Genomic DNA, 17,975 nt, shown 5'->3' on the forward strand with positions numbered 1-17,975 from the left:
GCCCCCCGCGCAAATCGTGATCGCGGCTCTGCGGCTCGCGCCCGCCTCATGATCTTGATGAGAATTTTTCAGACGCCCTACGCCATCCAACCCTTTCGTGTCCCGGTCCTTTCTTTTATGCGTTTGGCAGAGTTTATGCTGAGTTTATAAGGCGCAAAGGGTCTCTCATGTCGGATATGACCATCATCTATTGGCGCGACATCCCCGCACAGGTCCGTGTTGGGCGCGGGCGTCGTGCGGCACGCGCGGTGTTGCCCGAGCGGTTCGAACAGGCGATCGACCGGGTGGCGATGCGCATCGGTGCGACCGATGGCGATGCGTACATGGCCGAATGGCGTGACGAGACCGTGAGTTGCGAGGGCGCGCCACAACAGGCCGCCGATGAAAAAGCCGCCGCATTGGATGCGGCCTATGATAAAGAGCGGCTCAAAGCCCTCATTGACAATGACGGGCGCGAGCCTGCCGCTAAAGGATAGACCATGACCCGCACCGTGATTGAGAGCAAAACCAAAACCGTTGTGATCGGCTTTGACGAACCGTTTTGCGTGATCGGCGAACGCATCAACCCGACGGGCCGCAAAAAACTTGCGGCGGAATTGGAGCTGGGCGATTTTTCCACCGTCGAACGCGATGCTTTGGAACAGGTCGCCTGTGGTGCCAGCATTTTGGACATCAATTCGGGTGCCGTGTTTTCCAACAAAATGGCCGAAGACCCGCGCTATGCTGACAATAATTTCGTTGAGCCGCCGCTGATGCGCGAACTCGTTGCGCGCATTCAGGCCATCGTCGATGTGCCTTTGTGCATTGACAGCTCGGTGCCGGATGCCTTGGAAGCGGGGCTTGAAGCCGCTGAGGGCCGTCCGCTGTTGAACTCGGTGACCGGCGAAGAAGAACGGATGGAGCGCGTGCTACCGCTGGTGAAAAAATACAACGTGCCGGTCGTGGCGATTGCCAATGATGACACCGGGATTTCCGAGGACCCGGATGTGCGTTTTGAGGTTGCCAAACGCATCGTCCAACGCGCCGCCGACTATGGCATTCCCGCCCATGACATCGTGGTTGATCCGCTGGTGATGCCCATCGGTGCCATGCGCACGGCGGGCCAGCAGGTGTTCACCTTGGTGCGTCGTCTGCGCGATGAGCTGGGCGTCAACACCACCTGCGGCGCATCGAACGTCTCCTTTGGTCTGCCACATCGTCACGGCATCAACGCCGCGTTTTTGCCGATGGCGATTGGCGCGGGCATGACCTCCGCGATCATGAACCCGGTTCGCATTCAGGAAATGGAAGCGATCCGCGCCGCCAACCTGTTGATGAACCACGACCCCGACGGCACCAAATGGATCAGCTTTGCCCGGATTATGGATGCCGTGGCCGAAGGCGCGACCTTTGCCGAAGCGGCAACCGCCTCTGCCTCGGCAGGCTCTGGTGGTGGGCGTCGCGGCGGTGGGCGCCGTCGTCGGTAAATCGCTGTCAACCATCGAGTATTTGGATCACAGTAAAGACAGGAGTACGCGCATGGCCCGGCTGATTTGCCTGAACAAGCCCTTCGATGTGCTCTCGCAGTTCACCGACAAAGGCACCGAAGGGACAACCCGTCGCACCCTCTCGGACTTTGTTCCTGTGCCCAAAGTCTACCCCGCTGGGCGGCTTGATCGCGACAGTGAGGGGCTTTTGCTATTGACCGATGACGGAGCACTACAGGCGCGGATTTCCAACCCGCGTCACAAGATGGAAAAGACCTATCTGGCGCAGGTTGAGGGCAATCTGGACGAGGCCGCTTTGAAAGAGCTGCGCCAAGGTGTGATGCTCAAAGATGGCATGACCCGCCCTGCCCGCGCCCGCCGCGTCGATGCACCCGATTGGCTTTGGCTGCGCACCCCGCCGGTGCGCTACCGCAAATCCGTGCCAGACTCCTGGCTCGAACTGACCATATCCGAGGGCCGCAATCGCCAAGTCCGGCGGATGACGGCCCATGTCGGCTTTCCGACCCTGCGGCTCATCCGCCTTTCCATCGGACCTTGGGCCTTGGACGGTTTAGAAAGCGGCGCTTGGCGTGACGATGATCCTTTGAAAGGTTCGAAATGAGCAACTCAGATCCTCTGGTGATTTTCACCCCCTCGGGCAAACGCGGCCATGTGGCGCCGGGCACCACGGTGTTGCAAGCCGCGCGGCAATTGGGTGTCGATCTGGATTCGGTCTGTGGCGGGCGCGGGATTTGTTCGAAATGTCAGGTACAGCCGTCCTTTGGCGAACACGCGAAACATGGCATCCATGCCGACCCGGGCGCGCTGAGTGATGTCAACACCGTCGAAGAGCGCTATGACCGGGTGCGCGGGCTGAAACCCGGGCGGCGTTTGGGCTGTCAGGCCTGTATCCAAGGCGATGTGGTGTTGGATGTGCCGCCGGAAAGTCAGGTCCACAAACAGGTGGTGCGCAAGGCCGCAACCACACGCGTGATCGAAATGGACCCGGCCACCCGCGCCGTCTATGTCGAGGTCGAAGAGGCCGATATGCACGCGCCCACGGGCGATTGGGAACGGTTGAAAACGGCACTGTTTGAGCAATGGCAGGTTGATCCCGTCACCCTGCCCCAGACCTTGCCGATCCCGATGCTGATCGCGATGCAAGCCGCTCTGATCAAAGGGGGTTACAAGATCACCGTGGCGCTCAACACGGCGCGCACGGGTGTGATCAAACTGGTCGGCGTCTGGCCGGGCTTTACGGAGCCATCGCTGTACGGTCTGGCGGTCGATCTCGGGTCCACCACCATCGCCGCGCATTTGACCGATCTGACCACCGGTGAGGTCAAGGCCTCGGGCGGGGTGATGAACCCGCAAATCCGCTTTGGCGAAGACCTGATGTCGCGGGTTTCCTATGCGATGATGAATGACACGGGGGCGGCCGACATGACGGCCGCGGTGCGCGAAGCGATGAACACGCTGGCGCAGGAGTTGGCGCGTGAGGCCGGGATTGAGGTCACGGATATTTTTGAAGCGGTGTTCGTGATGAACCCGGTGATGCACCACCTGCTTTTGGGGTTGGACCCGACTCCTTTGGGGCAATCGCCCTTTGCGCTGGCGACAAATTCCGCGATGGACCTGTCTGCCGCTGAGTTGGGATTGAGCTTCGCCCCCGCAGCCCAAGTCTATATCCTGCCCTTGATCGCGGGCCATGTCGGCGCGGATGCCGCAGCCGTGGCGCTCTCGGAAGCGCCGCAAAAACGTGATCCGCTGACGTTGATTGTCGACGTGGGCACCAATGCTGAGATCATTTTAGGAAATAAAACCCGTGTCTTAGCTTGCTCTTCTCCGACGGGACCGGCCTTTGAAGGGGCACAGATTTCATCCGGCCAACGCGCCGCGCCCGGCGCCATTGAGCGGTTGGAGATTGACCCCACCACAAAAGAACCGCGCTTTAAGGTGATTGGCTGTGACCTGTGGTCCGATGATCCCGAGTTTACCACACAAACGGCGGTCACTGGCGTGTCTGGCATTTGCGGATCGGGGATCATCGAGGCGGTGGCGGAAATGCGCATGACCGGGATCGTCGATGCCAATGGTTTGATCGGATCGGCCGAGGCCACGGGCACCGCGCGCGCGCGCCCCGAAGGCCGCACCCACAGCTATTTGATCCATGACGGATCAGAAGACGGCGGCCCGGTGATTTCGGTCACTCAAGGTGACATTCGCGCCATCCAATTGGCCAAATCCGCGCTTTACGCCGGGGCGCGGCTGTTGATGGATGAATTTGGCTCGGACAAAGTGGAGCGTGTGGTTTTGGCCGGGGCCTTTGGCGCACATATTTCGCCAAAACACGCGATGGTTTTGGGCATGATCCCGGATTGCCCGTTGGAGCATGTCACAAGTGCGGGCAATGCGGCGGGCACGGGCGCACAGATCGCGCTTTTGAACGTGGCCTCACGCCGCGAGGTGGAGGCCTTGGTGCATGAGATCACCAAGATCGAAACCGCGATTGAACCACGGTTTCAGGAACATTTCGTCGCCGCCAATGCCATCCCCCACGCCACCGATCCGTTCACCGGGCTGCGCGCCGTGGTGTCCCTGCCCGAGCCGTCGTTTAACAGCGGCTCAAGCGGCGGCACAGGACGACGCCGGCGGCGGTAAAAGGATAAAACTTGCGCGCGGTTTGGTGCAAATCCACTTGACCGCCGCGCGCGGTTTGACTACCTAGGCCCACACGGCGCGCGGGTATGGTGAAAAGGTATCACGGCAGCTTCCCAAGCTTTAGTTACGAGTTCGATTCTCGTTACCCGCTCCAAACGTCCCATTTGATCCCCGAATTTTGCAGGAGACATCGCGTTTCGACGCAGCGTCTCTCTGGGCGATCGCCTCTGTCCACGCTAGGGATTGATTTAAAGGGGAGACGCCACATGACACATCCATTTTTAGAAACCGCCAAGGCCGCGTTGTTGCAGCGGCTTGAGAGTGAAAATTTTGAAAAATCCGTCTCGCTGCGGATCAAGGACGTGGGCAATTTGGTGATTTTTGGCCAAGGGGTCGAGGTCTCTGACGCACGCGCCGATTGCGCGATCATGGCCGATCAGGAGAGTTTTGAGAAAATCCTCGCCGGAACATTGAATCCGATGAAAGCGGCGCTGTTTGGCAAGCTGAAGATTGCAGGGGATGCGAAAACCGCGATGAAATTTGGTGCGATGTTTGGTTGAGGCATCACATTAAAATAACCACATAACACACAGAAAAGGCGCTACATTAGGCGCCTTTTTGCATTTATTTTTAGAGGGTTCAGGCCGTTTTGGTCTGCAAATATTGCACCAATTGTAGCGTCGAACCATCTTTGCCCGCACCATCCGCCTCGCCCGCCAAAACCGGCTGCAACGCCAGCGCCAGCTCCTTACCCAGCTCAACCCCCCATTGATCAAACGAGTTGATGCCAAGGATCACGCCCTCGACAAACACCCGATGCTCATAAAGCGCCACGATTTGCCCCAAAACGAACGGTGTGAGTTTTTCATAGGCCAGCGTGGTCGACGGACGATTGCCAGGGAAAACGCGATGGCGGGCTTGCCGTTCCAATTCCGCGCCCTCAAACCCTTTGGCGGCCATGATCGCGCGCGCCTCATCCAGCGAGCGCCCGCGCAACAAGGCCTCAGATTGCGCCAGACAGTTGGACACCAAGAGCTCGTGCATATGCTCCAGCCCTTTCTCATGACCAAAACGCCCGACCAAAAATTCACAGGGCACAACCCGCGTGCCTTGGTGGATCAATTGGTAAAACGCATGTTGCCCGTTGGTGCCGGGTTCGCCCCAGACAACCGGTCCGCTGTTGAATGGCAAATCCGTGCCATCCATCGCCACGCCTTTGCCGTTTGATTCCATCTCAAGCTGTTGCAAATAGGCCGGAAGCCGCACCAAACGCTGCTCATAGGGCAAAACCGCACGGGTGGCGTAACCACAGACCTGATTGTGCCAAATCCCGACCAGCGCCAAAAGCACCGGAAGGTTGTCTTGCCACTCGGCCGTGCGGAAATGCGTGTCCATCGCCTGCGCACCGCGCAGGAATTCGGCAAATTTTTGCGGTCCAATCGCCAACATCAAGGACAGGCCAATCGGCCCCCAGACCGAATAGCGCCCGCCGACCCAATCCTCAAAACCAAAGACCAGATCCGGGTCGATACCAAAGGCGGCCGTTTTGTCTTTGGCGGTGGAAAGGGCGGCAAAATGTTTGGAAATCCCCTCTTCGCCGACCGCTTTGACCAACCAATCGCGCGCCGCTTTGGCATTGGTCATGGTTTCGATCGTGGTGAAGGTTTTCGAGGCGACAATCACCAGCGTGGTTTGCGGGTTCAACCCCTTGAGCACGTCGTTGATATGGGCGCCATCGACATTGGACACGAAATGACAGCGCGGGCCATCCTCATAGGGTTTGAGCGCCTCATAGGCCATCACCGGACCCAGGTCCGAGCCGCCGATGCCGATATTGACCACATCCTCAAACGGCGCACCGGAATAGGCGGAGATCGACCCACGCCGCACCCGGTCGGCAAAATCATCCATCCGCGCCAGTGTGTGACGCACGCCCGCGATCACATCCTTGCCGTCAACCAAGACCTCGCCGCCATCGAGATTGCGCAAGGCTGTGTGCAAGACGGCGCGGCCTTCGGTGTCGTTGATCTTTTGACCCGAGAACATCGCTTCGCGTTTCTCTGCGACGCCTGCAACCTCCAAAAGCGCCATCAAAGCCGCAAGCGCAGAGTCATCCATATTGGTTTTGGAATAATCAAACAAAAGACCATCCGCTATGGCCGAAAACCGCGAAGCCCTGTCCTCATCCTGTTGAAAAAGCTCAAGGATGTGACGGTCTCCCGCAGTGGCATGGAGCGCTTTGAGTGCTGCAAAATCAACGGACATTTGGTCTCCTTTGGGCGGGCACCGATTTGACCGGATCGTCAAACCCTTGCGTCACCTCGCTTATACTGGATTTGTTTCAATCTTGCTAAAGGCGTCTTGAAATCGGCGCGTTCAGGCGTCTCTTTTGCGCCCAAGGCCCCCGGAATGATCAAGGCGCCCAATGAACATGCGCTTGTGGCAAAAACACCGACACGGGGGCATCCTGTGCGGGCAGATCGCGGGCGGCCTCATAGGCTTTGCGCTTGCCTTCGCCGGTGATCAGAATGTGGGTCGAAATCGCGGTTTTGAGCGCGTTCGCCGACAGGGTGATCCGGGGTTCGGCCGCACCGGGCGCGCGCATGGCCAAAAGCGTTGGCGCTTCATCCGAGAGCGCCAGGCCCAATTGATCCGCACCGGGAAACAGGCTTGCGGTGTGCATATCGTCGCCCATGCCCAAGAGCAGCACATTGATCGGCAAAATCGCCTCGATCGCGGGCATCAACCCGGCCAAACCGTCCTCAGGCGTGGGCACATCGGCATAGAGCGGGATCAGGCGTGCATGTGCCGCTTTGTTCACCAAAAGGCGACGTTTGAGCATGGCGGTGTTGGAGCGCTCAGAGCTCTCAGGCACCCAACGTTCGTCATTGAGCAACACGTCCACCCGGTCCCAGTCCAAGCTCACGTCCGAGAGCGTGTCAAACACCGGCCCCGGCGTGGAGCCGCCAGAAACGCAAAAACTCACCCGGTCCTGATGGTCCAAAGCGCTGCGCAATTCTCCGGCAATCTTATTGGCCAGATCAAGCTGCATCACCTCGCGGTCGGGGTATTCGATAAAACTCATTCCTTAATCTCCCGCCAGCGCCGCCCTTCCCGGTGAAGCATCATCGCCGCGTCCTCGGGGCCAGAGGAATAGGCGTCATAAAGTTTCGGAACGTCAGAACGCGCTTCCCAGCTTTCGATCAAAGGATCGGTCCAGGCCCAGGCGGCTTGGACCTCATCGCCGCGCATGAACAGGGTTTGGTTGCCGCGAATGACATCCATGATCAGCCGTTCATAGGCATCTGGAATGTCATCCGCCTCCTCGCCCAAGGCATCGGCAAAACTCATATCCAGCGGCACATCAATCAGGCGCATCCCGCCCGGACCCGGCTCCTTGATGGTCACTTTCAACGTCATGCCCTCATTGGGCTGCAACCGAATGGACAGCACATTGGCGTGCCGCCCGGCCTCTTCGCCAAAGATCGAATGCGGCGCGTCTTTGAACACCACGGCAATTTCCGACGCGCGGGCTTTTAGCTTTTTGCCGGTGCGCAGATAGAACGGCGTGCCCGCCCACCGCCAGTTGGAAATCATACAGCGCAGCGCGATGAAACTTTCGGTGCGCGACCGCGGATCACCGGCGTCTTCGCGGTAGGACGGTTCGGTTTCGGTGGCATCATATTGACCACGCACAATGTGATGGTGATCAATCGGCTCCAGCGCGCGAATGACTTTGAGCTTTTCGTCGCGCACCGCATCCGGGTCAAACCGCGACGGCGGCTCCATCGCGATCAGGCACAACAACTGCATCAGGTGGTTTTGCACCATGTCGCGCATCGCGCCCGATTTGTCGTAATATTCACCGCGCCCGCCCACGCCGACGGTTTCGGCCACGGTGATTTGGATGTGATCGACATATTGCGAATTCCACAGCGGCTCGAACAGGATGTTGCCGAACCGCACCGCCATCAGGTTTTGCACCGTCTCTTTGCCAAGGTAGTGGTCGATGCGGTAAATCTGTGTTTCGTCGAAATGTTTGGCGAGGTCCTGGTTCAGCTTTTTGGCACTGGCCAGATCACGCCCAAACGGTTTTTCAACCACGATACGGGCGTCTTCGTCGGCAATGCCATGGGCTTGCAGCCGCTCGGCCAGATCGCCAAACAGGCTGGGCGCGACCGAGAAATAATAGGCTTTCACCACATCCTTGCGCATCAAGTCGCGCAGATCACCCCAGCCATCCTCACCTTTGGCGTCGACCTGAACGTAATGCAGCCGCTCTAAAAACGTACCGATCAACGCGTCATCACACTCGTTCTTTTTGGAAAACTCGCGGATCGCGTCGCGCACAATCTGGCGAAACTCTGCGGTGTCATGCTCGGACCGTGCGGCGCCAATGATCCGCGCGGTTTCCGGCATCTGGCCAGAACAAAACCGGCGATACAACCCCGGTAGAATTTTTCGCCGGGCCAAATCACCCGTACCACCAAAAATCACGAGGTCGAAATCCTCGACCGGAATGACGCGAGAAGCCATATGTCTGTTCCTTTCGGCCCGCAGCATTGGGGCTTATGAGGCGTTAGCGCTAACGCGGATCATTTACCGCGATGGCACCTCAGAGTCTAGCACCGCTTTGCCCTCTCTCAAGCCTGAGTTTTTCCAAAGCGGCAATTCACATCCCTGTGCATCCGATTGTGCGCTCTTTTCACAACGGCACCGAGGCTTTAGCCTGATCAAACTCTGATCTCAAAACACAGAGCCCTTACCAGAAAGCCCGCAGAGACTTTTATGAAAGACGTGATGAAAGACATAATGAAAGACTTGGACACGCCCCAGCCCGCCACCAATCTTGGCAAATTCCAAGACCCAAAACGAACCGCCAAAGGCGACGCGCGGGCCACCGTCGCCCTTACTGATCCGCAAACCCTGTGGTTCAATACGGGTACATTGTGCAACATCACCTGCGTCAATTGCTATATCGACAGCTCGCCGACCAATGATGCGCTGGCCTATCTGACGGTTGCGGAGGTTGAGAGCTATTTGAACGAGCTCGACGGTTTGAAGTGGGGCCTGCGCGAGATTGCCTTTACCGGTGGCGAGCCGTTTATGAACCCGGATATGATTGCGATGGCGCGGGCGGCGCTTGTCCGGGGCTATGAGGTGTTGATCCTGACCAATGCCATGCAGCCGATGCAGCGCCCGCATGTCAAAACCGGGCTTGTGGCGCTCAATGACGCGTTTCCCGGCAAGCTGACGCTGCGGGTGTCGCTCGATCATTGGTCCGAGGCCAACCACGATGAGATGCGCGGCGCGGGCAGTTTTCAAAAGACCTTGGCGGGCATGGATTGGGCGCGGGATGCGGGGCTGACTTTGGCCGTGGCGGCGCGCTCGCTTTGGCATGAAACGGATCAGGACGCGCGGACCGGATTTGCGCGGATCTTTGCGGAAAACGACTATAAGATCGACGCGTATAACCCCGGAAAGACAGTGATTTTCCCAGAAATGGACATGTCTGTCGAGGTGCCCGAAATCACCACCGCCTGTTGGGGCATTCTCAACAAATCGCCGCGCGATGTGATGTGCGCCTCAAGCCGGATGGTGATCAAACGCAAGGGTGCAGCACCTTCGGTCGTGGCCTGTACGCTCTTGCCCTACGCGGCGGAATTTGAACTGGGCGCGACCTTGCGCGAGGCCTCTGGCGAGGTGGCGCTCAATCATCCGCATTGTGCGAAATTCTGTGTTCTGGGTGGGGCGTCCTGTTCGGCTTAATGTCGCCGCCAAAGTCTCAGGCGTCCAATTCGCTGTCCCAGTAGAGATAGTCAATCCAGCTTTCATGCAAATGGTTCGGCGGGAATTTCCGCCCCATATTGCGCAGCTCCTCAGACACCGGCGGGCGCGGCGGTTTGCGCAAGCTCATGCCCACCTGACGCAGGGATTTCGACCCTTTCTTCAGGTTGCACGGCGAACAGGCCGCCACCACGTTTTCCCAGGATGTGATCCCACCACGGGCGCGCGGGATCACATGGTCAAAGGTCAAATCGCCGCGCGAGCCGCAATATTGGCAACAAAATTCATCGCGCAAAAACAAATTAAAGCGCGTGAAGGCCACGCGCTTTTGAGGTTTGACATAATCTTTGAGGACGACGACCGACGGGATTTTGATCCTGCAACTCGGGCTATGCACATAGTCGTCATACTCGGCGACAATATCCACCCGGTCCAAAAACACCGCCTTCACCGCCTCTTGCCATGGCCAAAGCGACAGCGGGTAATAGGACAAGGGCCGATAATCCGCGTTGAGCACCAAGGCCGAATGGGCCTTTACCGCATTCGGTTCGCGCACAAAATGTGTTCTGAAATCTCCGTCCATCCTCACGCACCAATCCCGCCTTGCGACCATCTGGGTTCAAGGACGGGACACCCCGTCCCTCATATGTCTCCACTATATATCGCGGCTTAAACCTGACAAGCCCCTGTATATATGTGGTCCGCTCCATTGCGTTTTATCGCGTGTTCGTGACGCCTCTGTGACGGAGCGCGCGCCTCTCTGGCCCACAGATTAGGCAAAAGGCCCCGAAATCACGTCGGTAAACGCCATTTTTTGGGCAAATACGTCATCATGGGTCACCACAATCATCGCACCGCGCCATTGTGACAGCCCCAATTCAAGCGCTTCAAGAGCCGCGAGATCAAGGTGATTTGTCGGCTCATCAAGCAGTAAAAGCGGCGGCACCTCCGGGCTCGCGGCCAAAAGCGCGATCCGCGCCCGCATTTTTTCGCCGCCCGACAACTCTTGCACCGGCGCATGGGCCGCATCGCCGCGAAACCCGGCGCGGGCCAGACACGCGCGCAATTGCGCCCCGGCAACCGATGGAAAGGCCTGCTCCGCCGCCGCGATCAATGACCCCGCGTCATGGGAAAATCCGCCATTTTGGTCCAGCATCGCACAGGGCACCAAGCGATTCACCTGCCCCGAGATCGGCGCAATCTCCCCGGAAATCGCGCGCAAAAGCGTCGATTTCCCCACCCCGTTCGGCCCGGAAAGGCGCAACCGTGCGGGGCCGACCAAACTTAAACTAATTGGTCCAATATTTTGATCTCCAACAGTAAAAACAGCCTCATCAAGCTGCAACATCTGCTTTGACGGCGGCACATGAACCGCGGGGAAATCCATATGCACCGGAGTTCGCACCTCGATCTTTTGGGCAATCTCTGTTCGCTCGGCCTCAAGAGCCGCCTTTTTGCGCGCCTCCGCCGTGATCCGTGCCGAGGCACTGCTTTGCGCGCTCTCTTTTGCCATATCCAAAAGCAGTTTCGACTGTGACCCGTCTCTGAGCTTTCGCCCTTGCCGGGCCCGGCGGTCTTGGCGCGCGGCAGACTCCCGCCGTTTTGCCTCGGTCTGTTTTTCCTGCCGTTGCATGCGCGTGGACGCCTGCTCCAATCGCGCCAAATCCGCATCCCGCGCCGCCGCAAACGCCGTCCAGCCGCCACCAAACACCGTCACCCCGCCGTCCGGGTCCAGCGACACGATTCGATCCATCTGATCCAACAGGTGGCGATCATGGCTGGCGACACACGCGATGCCGCCATGGATGCGACTGTGATCTCGCAGCGCCTGCGCCACCATCGCCTGCCCGTCGCGGTCCAACGCATTGGTCGGCTCATCGAGAAGAACAATTTCCGGCGCATCAAAAAACAGCGCCGCCAAACGGGCGCGCAGCTGTTGACCGCCGGACAGCGTACCGAGCCTGCGGTTGAGGTCCACATCGGACAGGCCGAACCGATCAAGCTGCGCCAAAAACCGCTCTTCGAGTGTCCAATCTATCGTTTCGAATGCCGCCTTGGTCGCCTCGCCGCGCAACGCGCACCACAGGTCCAAAAGCGGGTCCGTGACCCCGAAGAGATCCATCAAACGCATCGAAAGCGCGGCCTGTTGATCCAACAGCCGTACAGGATGGGAACAGATACAAGTGCCCACCACCAAGGGCGCGCCAAGGCGGCCCGCGATGAAATTTAAAAGCGTGGATTTCCCTGATCCATTGCGCCCGACAAGCCCGGTCACACCGGGGCCAAGCGTCAGATCAAATCTCTGCCGGACAGTCGGGTGGGCGGTCGCGGGCGCCTTAACGCTTGCGACGGTCCTCAACGCGGATGCGGATAGGGAGACGTTGCTCAGTCGGATGCTGAGACTTCGAGATGAGGGCATAGGCCACCATGACAGCAGTTGCACCAAAGGCGATTGCGGTGGTCATGATCAGGTCCATTTTTCAGCCCTCCTAGCTAATGATAGAAATGTAACACTCAAAGGCCCGGGGTCAAGGGGCTGGACCTATATGCAGGTCCAGCTTTGAGCAAAAAGATGAAAAGAGCGCTAATTTCCGCCGACAAAACAAGTAAATGCCGGATTTATCCCGCAATTATCCCTTGGTCGGCACGTCATAGCCCAGTTTTTCACGCAAAAACGCCAAGGCCACGGACAGGCCATCCGGCGAAATCCCATGCCCCGTGCCGCGCATGATATGGGCGTAGGTTTCAAAGCCCGCGTCCTGCAACGCCTGCCCCGCCTCAGGCAAGGCTTGCGGCGGCACCACATCGTCCTCATCGCCATGCAGCAACAAAACCGGCATTTTCACCCGCATCTCATCACCAAGCATTTCCGGCTCCAAAAGGCGGCCAGAGAAGCCGACAACACAGGCCATCGCATCCTCGCGGCGCGGCGCGATATGCAGCGACATCATCGTGCCCTGAGAAAAGCCGACGAGCGCCAATTGATCGGCCTCGATGCCGTAATCGACCATGATATTGTCGAGATAATCATTCAATTCATCGACCGCGCGCATCATGCCGTCGCGCGATTCCTCTTCGGACGATCCATCAATCCAAGGAATCGGAAACCATTGAAATCCCATCGGATTTCCGGTGCAACGCTCGGGTGCGTCGGGCGAGAAAAACACCGTATCGGGCATATGTTCGCCCAAAGGGTCCGCCAGCCCCAAAAGGTCTTTGCCATCCGCGCCGTAGCCATGCACGAACACGACAATGGAATTCACCCGGCCCGACAGGCTGTCTTTCATATGGTTGGTCAGATTGGTCACGTCACATCCCCTGTCTCAAATCACGTCTCACCGCACGCCTTCGCGCTGTTTCAGCACCCGGTAGTAGGCCCAAAGCAGCCGCGCTGCAACCGCGCGCCACGGGGTCCAGTCTTCGGCCATCTGCCGCATGACCCGCTCTTTTGGCCGCTCCGGCAAATCGAACAGAATCTTCGCCGCCTCTTGCAGCGCCAAATCGCCCGGCGCAAAAACATCGGCATGGCCCAATGAGAACATTGCGTAAATTTCAGCGGTCCACACGCCAATGCCCGGCACATCGACCAGCGTGGCAATCACCTGATCCGTCGGCGCCTCCCGGAGCGCGCGAAAATCAATCCGTGCCTCGGCCAGCGCCTTGGCATAACGCACCTTTTGTCGTGACAAGCCACAGGCGCGCAATTCGTCCTCGCTGGCCCACATGATCTTACGCGGCCCGGTCAGCTTTGCGGTTTTGAGCCGCGCCCAGATGCCATTGGCGGCGGCGACAGAGATTTGTTGGCTGACAATCGCGGCGAAAAGCTGTTCAAACCCGTCTTTATTGCGCCGGAGCGGCAAAGGCCCGGTCAGGTGCAAGGCATGGGCAAAGCGCGGATCATACTCGGCCAGCCACGCCGCGCCTTCGGTGACATCCGCCTCGCAGGTGATGATCCTATGTGCGCCCATGTGCCGCCGCCCATTCCAACGCATCAAGCATCTGTTCGCGCCGCTCGATCCCCGCAGGCACCGCAGGGCGCGCAATCATCGCCACCGAAATCCCAAGCTGACGCGCGGCGTCCAATTTCGCGCGTCCAGACGCGCCGCCTGCATTTTTCACCACCATCCAATCGGGTTTGAGTGCGCGCAATGTCTCCAATTCCTTGCCTTCGGAAAACGGCGGGCGCCCAATGACATACTCCCCATTGGGATAGGGAAACGGTGCCTCTGGCGGGTCGATCACCCGGCAAATCAATTGCCGATCCGCCAAATGCGCCATCTGGGTCAGGCTTTGCCGGCCTGTTGCCAAAAACACCCGCGCGCCGACCGGGATGATCGTCGACAAACCCGCGTAATCCGCCACCTCATGCCAGGCATCCCCCGGACGTGAGCGCCAGCCCGGGCGTTCATAGCGCAAATACGGCAGGCCGCGCCCGGCGCAAATCCGCGCGGTGCGGGCGGTGATTTGGGCGGCGAATGGATGGGTCGCGTCAATCACGGCGGTGATGCCCGTGGCGTCCAAATAGGCCTCAAACCCGGCGTCCCCGCCAAAGCCGCCGACCCGCGTCTCCACCGCCATCGCCAGAGGTGTGCGCGTGGCCCCGGCCAAAGAGGCCACGGTTTTGATCCCCGCCTCGGCCATATAGCCCGCAAGAATGCGCGCCTCGGTTGTGCCCGCCAATAAAAGGATCATTCTGCCCGTCCTATGATCTCGCCTGTGCGGTCGATCACCACGATGTCAAACGTGGTTCCACGCCCGCCGAACCGCGCCTCAACCGCCGCCAAGGCCTTTTGCGCCACAGCAACGGCAAAGTCAGCCCCTTTACGCTCATACATTTCCAATGCCGTGTTCGATTGCGCAAGTTCCGGGTCATTCATCTCTTTGGCCCAAAAGGCGAAATCCACCTGCGCGCGTTTGGAATGTAAATCCATCTCGCCCTGCGCCAGCTTGGCGATTTTGCCAATGCCGCCACCAATGGTGACACGCGGTACCGGGTGTTTGGCCAGATATTTCAACATCCCACCGGCGAAATCGCCCATGTCCAACATCGCGCCTTCGGGCAAATCATACAACCCCCGCACCACCCGCTCGGACGTCGCGCCCGTGCAACCCGCCACATGGGTCAACCCTTCGGCGCGCGCCACATCAATGCCGCGATGGATCGAGGCAATCCAAGCCGCGCAGGAAAACGGCCGCACAATGCCTGTGGTGCCCAAGACCGACAAACCGCCTTTGATGCCAAGCCGCGGGTTCCATGTTTTTTGCGCAATTTCTGCCCCACCGGGGATCGCAATCGTGATTTCAACATCGGGAGATTGGCCCAGTCGCGCGGCCATCTCCGTGACCTGATCCGTCATCATCTGGCGCGGCACCGGGTTGATTGCGGGTTCACCGGGCGGGATCGGCAGACCGGGTTTGGTCACCATGCCGACGCCCTCGCCCGCTTTGAACACCACGCCGCCACCTGACACCGACACGCGCGCGCGAATTTCCGCGCCGTGCGTGACATCCGGGTCATCGCCCGCGTCCTTGATGATACCGGCTTCGGCCCAATCCGGCCCTTCAGCGCGGTAGGAGAGCGCAAACTCCGGTCGCTCGCCTTTGGGCAAGGTGATCCGCAGTTTCTCAGGGAATCCCTCCCCCCATAGCGCCATCAACGCCGCACGCGTCGCCGCCGTCGCACAGGCCCCCGTGGTCCAGCCACGGCGCAAAGGTTTGGTCACATCCGTCATTGCCGCGACTATAAAGCGAGGCACGTCAGATTGACCACGGTGTTTTTCGCGCAAGCCACGGGTTGAAACGCTTTGTCAAACCCCCTCTCACCCGTCATAAATCCATCATGACCGAATCCATCTTGACCGACTCCACGCTGACGCTTCCCGGTGGCACATGGCCCACCCTTGAACCCGGATGGGTTTGGCTTTGCGGTGCCGGTCCCGGTGATCCGGGGCTGATGACCTTGCATGCAATTCATGCGCTCAGACAGGCGGATGCGATCGTCTATGACGCGCTGGTGTCGCCCTTGATCCTTGAGTGGGCGCGCCCTGAGGCCGAACAGATTTACGCCGGAAAACGCGGCGGCAAACCGTCGGCAAAACAGGCCGATATTTCGTTGCAACTGGTTGATTTGGCGCACGCGGGCAAACGGGTGTTGCGCCTCAAAGGCGGCGATCCTTTTGTCTTTGGCCGCGGCGGCGAAGAGGCCCAGACCCTCATCCAGCATGGCGTCAATGTGCGCATCGTGCCGGGGATTTCGGCGGGGATCGGGGGGTTGGCCTATGCCGGCATTCCTGTGACGCATCGCGACGTCAATCAATCGGTGACCTTTGTCACCGGCCATGATCAGCGCGGTGAAACCCCGGACACGCTGGATTGGGACGCTTTGAACCGTGCGTCGGGCGTGTTGGTGATCTATATGGGAATGAAACACGCGCCCACGATCCAAAAGGGTCTGTTGGACGCGGGCCGCCCAAAGGACGAACCTGTCGCCGTGGTGTCCCAAGCCACAACGCCCAATCAACAGGTGTTGGAAACCACTTTGGGCGCGATGGTCGACGACATTGCCGCCAACCACATGGAACCGCCCGCGATCATCTGTATCGGGCGCTCGGTGTTGATGCGTCAGGTGCTTGATTGGCAAGCCTTGGCCCGTGGTGAGACCCCGCGCAATCTTGATCCGCTGGGTCGTGGCAAACCCGCCGAGGACCGGTGATGACGCGCGGGCTGTTGATCGCCGCGCCCAGTTCCGGTTCTGGCAAAACCACGCTGACCCTTGGCCTTTTGCGCGCCCTCAAACGGCGCGGCGTGAATGTGCGTGGTGCGAAATCTGGCCCCGATTACATTGATCCGCGGTTTCATGAGGCCGCCTGTGGCGCACCTTGTCCGAATTTGGACGCTTGGGCGATGGGACCGGATCGGTTGCGCGCCTTGGCGGGTGGAGAAAGAGACGGTGACACCCTGATCATCGAAGGCGCAATGGGCCTGTTCGATGGGGCGCCGCCCGAGGGCAAAGGCGCATGCGCCGATCTGGCCCGGCTGTTCAACATCCCGGTGATCTTGGTGGTCGATGCGTCGCGCATGGCCGGGTCTATCGCACCTCTCGTGGCCGGGTTCGTGGCGCATGATCCAAGCGTGCATGTGGCGGGCGTGATCCTCAACAAGGTCGGGTCCGAGCGCCATAAAACCATGCTGCTGCGCGCCTTGACCCCCTCTGGCCTCCCGGTGTTCGGCGCCCTGCCCCGATCCTCGGGCTTGACCCACCCGGATCGCCACCTTGGTCTGGTTCAGGCCGGGGAACGCCCGGATTTGGAGGCCTTTTTGAATGCCGCCGCCGATGCGGTTGAGGCGGCTTTGGATGTGGAGGCGATCCTGGAATTGGCAGCTCCGATCACAGGCGCGGAGCACAGCCCACGCATACCGCCCCCCGCCCAAAGCGTCGCGGTGGCGCAAGACCAAGCCTTTGCCTTTGCCTACCCGCATCTTTTGACCGATTGGCGTGACCAAGGCGCAGAAATTCGTTTCTTTTCGCCACTGGCCAACGAGGCCCCGCCGCCCTGCGATCTGGTGTATTTGCCCGGCGGCTACCCGGAGTTGCACGCCGGACGCCTCGCCGCCTCGCATGTGTTCCTGCAAGGCCTGCGCGAAGCGGCGGCACGGCGTCAGGTGTACGGAGAATGCGGTGGCTATATGGTTTTGGGGGACGGCTTGATCGACGCAGACGGGGTGCGGCATAAAATGGCCGGGCTTTTGGCGCTTGAGACCTCCTTTGCCGCGCGAAAATTGCATTTGGGCTATCGTCACGCGGTGGCCGCATCCGGGCCGTTCCCGGGGGGGTGGACCGCGCATGAATTTCACTACGCCAGCACGATCAAAGCCACGGGTCAGCCGCTTTTTGAAGTGCGGGACGCCGAAAACACCGATCTTGGGCCACAAGGTTTAATCAACGGTTCGGTGGCCGGGTCCTTCTTGCATCTGATTGATCGCGCCTGATCGGTGACGCCTGAACCAAGCCCACGCAGGGCTTAGGCAAAAATCGCAAAGCGACCCCTTGAAAGACGCGGC

At 59.6% G+C, this 17,975-nt stretch carries 18 protein-coding genes and 1 tRNA gene; 9 read left to right on the forward strand and 10 right to left on the reverse strand.

All coding sequences use genetic code 11. The annotated features are described in order from the left end of the window. Positions 1-167: 167 nt before the first annotated feature. The 6 genes from B30_RS06025 to B30_RS06050 all read left to right on the forward strand — a co-directional run bounded on the left by B30_RS06025 (position 168) and on the right by B30_RS06050 (position 4,687). A complete protein-coding gene (locus B30_RS06025) occupies positions 168-476 on the forward strand; it encodes a virulence factor (RefSeq protein ID WP_009571144.1) in 309 nt (102 codons plus the stop codon). A gap of 3 nt (positions 477-479) precedes the next feature. Then, positions 480-1,466, forward strand: coding sequence for a methyltetrahydrofolate cobalamin methyltransferase (locus B30_RS06030; RefSeq protein ID WP_009571145.1), 987 nt, complete (start codon positions 480-482; stop codon positions 1,464-1,466). A 52-nt stretch (positions 1,467-1,518) separates the two neighbouring features. Next, entirely contained in the window at positions 1,519-2,088 is a 570-nt protein-coding gene (locus tag B30_RS06035) for a pseudouridine synthase (RefSeq protein ID WP_009571146.1), read from the forward strand. Then, positions 2,085-4,127 carry an ASKHA domain-containing protein gene (locus tag B30_RS06040; protein ID WP_009571147.1) on the forward strand — a complete coding sequence of 681 codons (2,043 nt, stop codon included), beginning with the start codon at positions 2,085-2,087 and terminating at the stop codon, positions 4,125-4,127. Before B30_RS06035 ends, B30_RS06040 begins: the two co-directional genes overlap by 4 nt. An 80-nt stretch (positions 4,128-4,207) precedes the next feature. Further along, positions 4,208-4,281: transfer RNA gene (locus B30_RS06045), tRNA-Gly, on the forward strand. 112 nt (positions 4,282-4,393) lie between these two features. Continuing rightward, on the forward strand, positions 4,394-4,687 hold the full coding sequence (locus B30_RS06050; RefSeq protein ID WP_009571148.1) for an SCP2 sterol-binding domain-containing protein: 294 nt from the start codon (positions 4,394-4,396) through the stop codon (positions 4,685-4,687). Between the two features lie 79 nt (positions 4,688-4,766). Here the strand turns inward: B30_RS06050 and pgi are convergent, their stop codons facing one another. The 3 genes from pgi to zwf all read right to left on the reverse strand — a co-directional run bounded on the left by pgi (position 4,767) and on the right by zwf (position 8,663). Beyond that, complete coding sequence (pgi, locus tag B30_RS06055) at positions 4,767-6,392, reverse strand: glucose-6-phosphate isomerase (RefSeq protein ID WP_009571149.1); 1,626 nt, start codon at positions 6,390-6,392, stop codon at positions 4,767-4,769. A gap of 148 nt (positions 6,393-6,540) precedes the next feature. After that, on the reverse strand, positions 6,541-7,212 hold the full coding sequence (pgl, locus tag B30_RS06060) for a 6-phosphogluconolactonase (protein ID WP_009571150.1): 672 nt from the start codon (positions 7,210-7,212) through the stop codon (positions 6,541-6,543). After that, positions 7,209-8,663: a glucose-6-phosphate dehydrogenase gene (gene zwf / locus B30_RS06065; protein ID WP_009571151.1), complete on the reverse strand. Its 1,455-nt coding sequence runs from the start codon at positions 8,661-8,663 to the stop codon at positions 7,209-7,211. Before zwf ends, pgl begins: the two co-directional genes overlap by 4 nt. 276 nt (positions 8,664-8,939) lie before the next feature. Between zwf and B30_RS06070 the strand changes: the two genes are divergently transcribed. Then, positions 8,940-9,896 carry a radical SAM protein gene (locus B30_RS06070; protein WP_040402017.1) on the forward strand — a complete coding sequence of 319 codons (957 nt, stop codon included), beginning with the start codon at positions 8,940-8,942 and terminating at the stop codon, positions 9,894-9,896. Positions 9,897-9,912: 16 nt separating this feature from the next. Here B30_RS06070 and B30_RS06075 read toward each other — a convergent pair whose 3' ends face one another. The 7 genes from B30_RS06075 to B30_RS06100 form a co-directional block, all read right to left on the reverse strand. Next, positions 9,913-10,497 (reverse strand): HNH endonuclease, encoded by a 585-nt coding sequence (locus tag B30_RS06075; RefSeq protein WP_009571153.1) that lies wholly within the window; start codon positions 10,495-10,497, stop codon positions 9,913-9,915. Between the two features lie 189 nt (positions 10,498-10,686). Next, positions 10,687-12,273 carry an ATP-binding cassette domain-containing protein gene (locus B30_RS06080; protein ID WP_420042214.1) on the reverse strand — a complete coding sequence of 529 codons (1,587 nt, stop codon included), beginning with the start codon at positions 12,271-12,273 and terminating at the stop codon, positions 10,687-10,689. Beyond that, complete coding sequence (locus tag B30_RS22320) at positions 12,251-12,391, reverse strand: hypothetical protein (protein ID WP_193217640.1); 141 nt, start codon at positions 12,389-12,391, stop codon at positions 12,251-12,253. Before B30_RS22320 ends, B30_RS06080 begins: the two co-directional genes overlap by 23 nt. Positions 12,392-12,544: 153 nt before the next feature. Beyond that, complete coding sequence (locus tag B30_RS06085) at positions 12,545-13,201, reverse strand: alpha/beta hydrolase (protein WP_085952021.1); 657 nt, start codon at positions 13,199-13,201, stop codon at positions 12,545-12,547. Positions 13,202-13,249: 48 nt separating this feature from the next. Further along, on the reverse strand, positions 13,250-13,882 hold the full coding sequence (locus B30_RS06090; RefSeq protein ID WP_009571156.1) for a DNA-3-methyladenine glycosylase family protein: 633 nt from the start codon (positions 13,880-13,882) through the stop codon (positions 13,250-13,252). Beyond that, complete coding sequence (locus B30_RS06095; RefSeq protein WP_009571157.1) at positions 13,869-14,606, reverse strand: cobalt-precorrin-6A reductase; 738 nt, start codon at positions 14,604-14,606, stop codon at positions 13,869-13,871. Before B30_RS06095 ends, B30_RS06090 begins: the two co-directional genes overlap by 14 nt. Beyond that, positions 14,603-15,646: a cobalt-precorrin-5B (C(1))-methyltransferase gene (locus B30_RS06100; protein WP_009571158.1), complete on the reverse strand. Its 1,044-nt coding sequence runs from the start codon at positions 15,644-15,646 to the stop codon at positions 14,603-14,605. The genes B30_RS06095 and B30_RS06100 overlap by 4 nt, the downstream gene beginning before the upstream one ends. 107 nt (positions 15,647-15,753) lie before the next feature. Between B30_RS06100 and cobA the strand changes: the two genes are divergently transcribed. Beyond that, a complete protein-coding gene (cobA, locus tag B30_RS06105; RefSeq protein WP_040402019.1) occupies positions 15,754-16,626 on the forward strand; it encodes a uroporphyrinogen-III C-methyltransferase in 873 nt (290 codons plus the stop codon). Then, the gene (locus tag B30_RS06110; protein ID WP_009571162.1) at positions 16,626-17,903 is read left to right on the forward strand and encodes a cobyrinate a,c-diamide synthase; all 1,278 of its coding nucleotides are present in this window, start codon (positions 16,626-16,628) and stop codon (positions 17,901-17,903) included. The genes cobA and B30_RS06110 overlap by 1 nt, the downstream gene beginning before the upstream one ends. The last annotated feature ends 72 nt before the right edge of the window (positions 17,904-17,975 follow it).

This window comes from Celeribacter baekdonensis B30 (genome assembly GCF_000299875.1).
GTDB classification, from domain to species: Bacteria; Pseudomonadota; Alphaproteobacteria; order Rhodobacterales; family Rhodobacteraceae; genus Celeribacter; species Celeribacter baekdonensis_A.

Coding starts and splice junctions, on each gene's coding strand:
- B30_RS06025 (WP_009571144.1), top strand. CDS start 168: ATGTCGGATATGACCATCATCTATTGGCGCGACATCCCCGCACAGGTC.
- B30_RS06030 (WP_009571145.1), top strand. CDS start 480: ATGACCCGCACCGTGATTGAGAGCAAAACCAAAACCGTTGTGATCGGC.
- B30_RS06035 (WP_009571146.1), top strand. CDS start 1,519: ATGGCCCGGCTGATTTGCCTGAACAAGCCCTTCGATGTGCTCTCGCAG.
- B30_RS06040 (WP_009571147.1), top strand. CDS start 2,085: ATGAGCAACTCAGATCCTCTGGTGATTTTCACCCCCTCGGGCAAACGC.
- B30_RS06050 (WP_009571148.1), top strand. CDS start 4,394: ATGACACATCCATTTTTAGAAACCGCCAAGGCCGCGTTGTTGCAGCGG.
- pgi (WP_009571149.1), bottom strand. CDS start 6,392: ATGTCCGTTGATTTTGCAGCACTCAAAGCGCTCCATGCCACTGCGGGA.
- pgl (WP_009571150.1), bottom strand. CDS start 7,212: ATGAGTTTTATCGAATACCCCGACCGCGAGGTGATGCAGCTTGATCTG.
- zwf (WP_009571151.1), bottom strand. CDS start 8,663: ATGGCTTCTCGCGTCATTCCGGTCGAGGATTTCGACCTCGTGATTTTT.
- B30_RS06070 (WP_040402017.1), top strand. CDS start 8,940: ATGAAAGACTTGGACACGCCCCAGCCCGCCACCAATCTTGGCAAATTC.
- B30_RS06075 (WP_009571153.1), bottom strand. CDS start 10,497: ATGGACGGAGATTTCAGAACACATTTTGTGCGCGAACCGAATGCGGTA.
- B30_RS22320 (WP_193217640.1), bottom strand. CDS start 12,391: ATGGACCTGATCATGACCACCGCAATCGCCTTTGGTGCAACTGCTGTC.
- B30_RS06085 (WP_085952021.1), bottom strand. CDS start 13,201: ATGAAAGACAGCCTGTCGGGCCGGGTGAATTCCATTGTCGTGTTCGTG.
- B30_RS06090 (WP_009571156.1), bottom strand. CDS start 13,882: ATGGGCGCACATAGGATCATCACCTGCGAGGCGGATGTCACCGAAGGC.
- B30_RS06095 (WP_009571157.1), bottom strand. CDS start 14,606: ATGATCCTTTTATTGGCGGGCACAACCGAGGCGCGCATTCTTGCGGGC.
- B30_RS06100 (WP_009571158.1), bottom strand. CDS start 15,646: ATGACGGATGTGACCAAACCTTTGCGCCGTGGCTGGACCACGGGGGCC.
- cobA (WP_040402019.1), top strand. CDS start 15,754: ATGACCGAATCCATCTTGACCGACTCCACGCTGACGCTTCCCGGTGGC.
- B30_RS06110 (WP_009571162.1), top strand. CDS start 16,626: ATGACGCGCGGGCTGTTGATCGCCGCGCCCAGTTCCGGTTCTGGCAAA.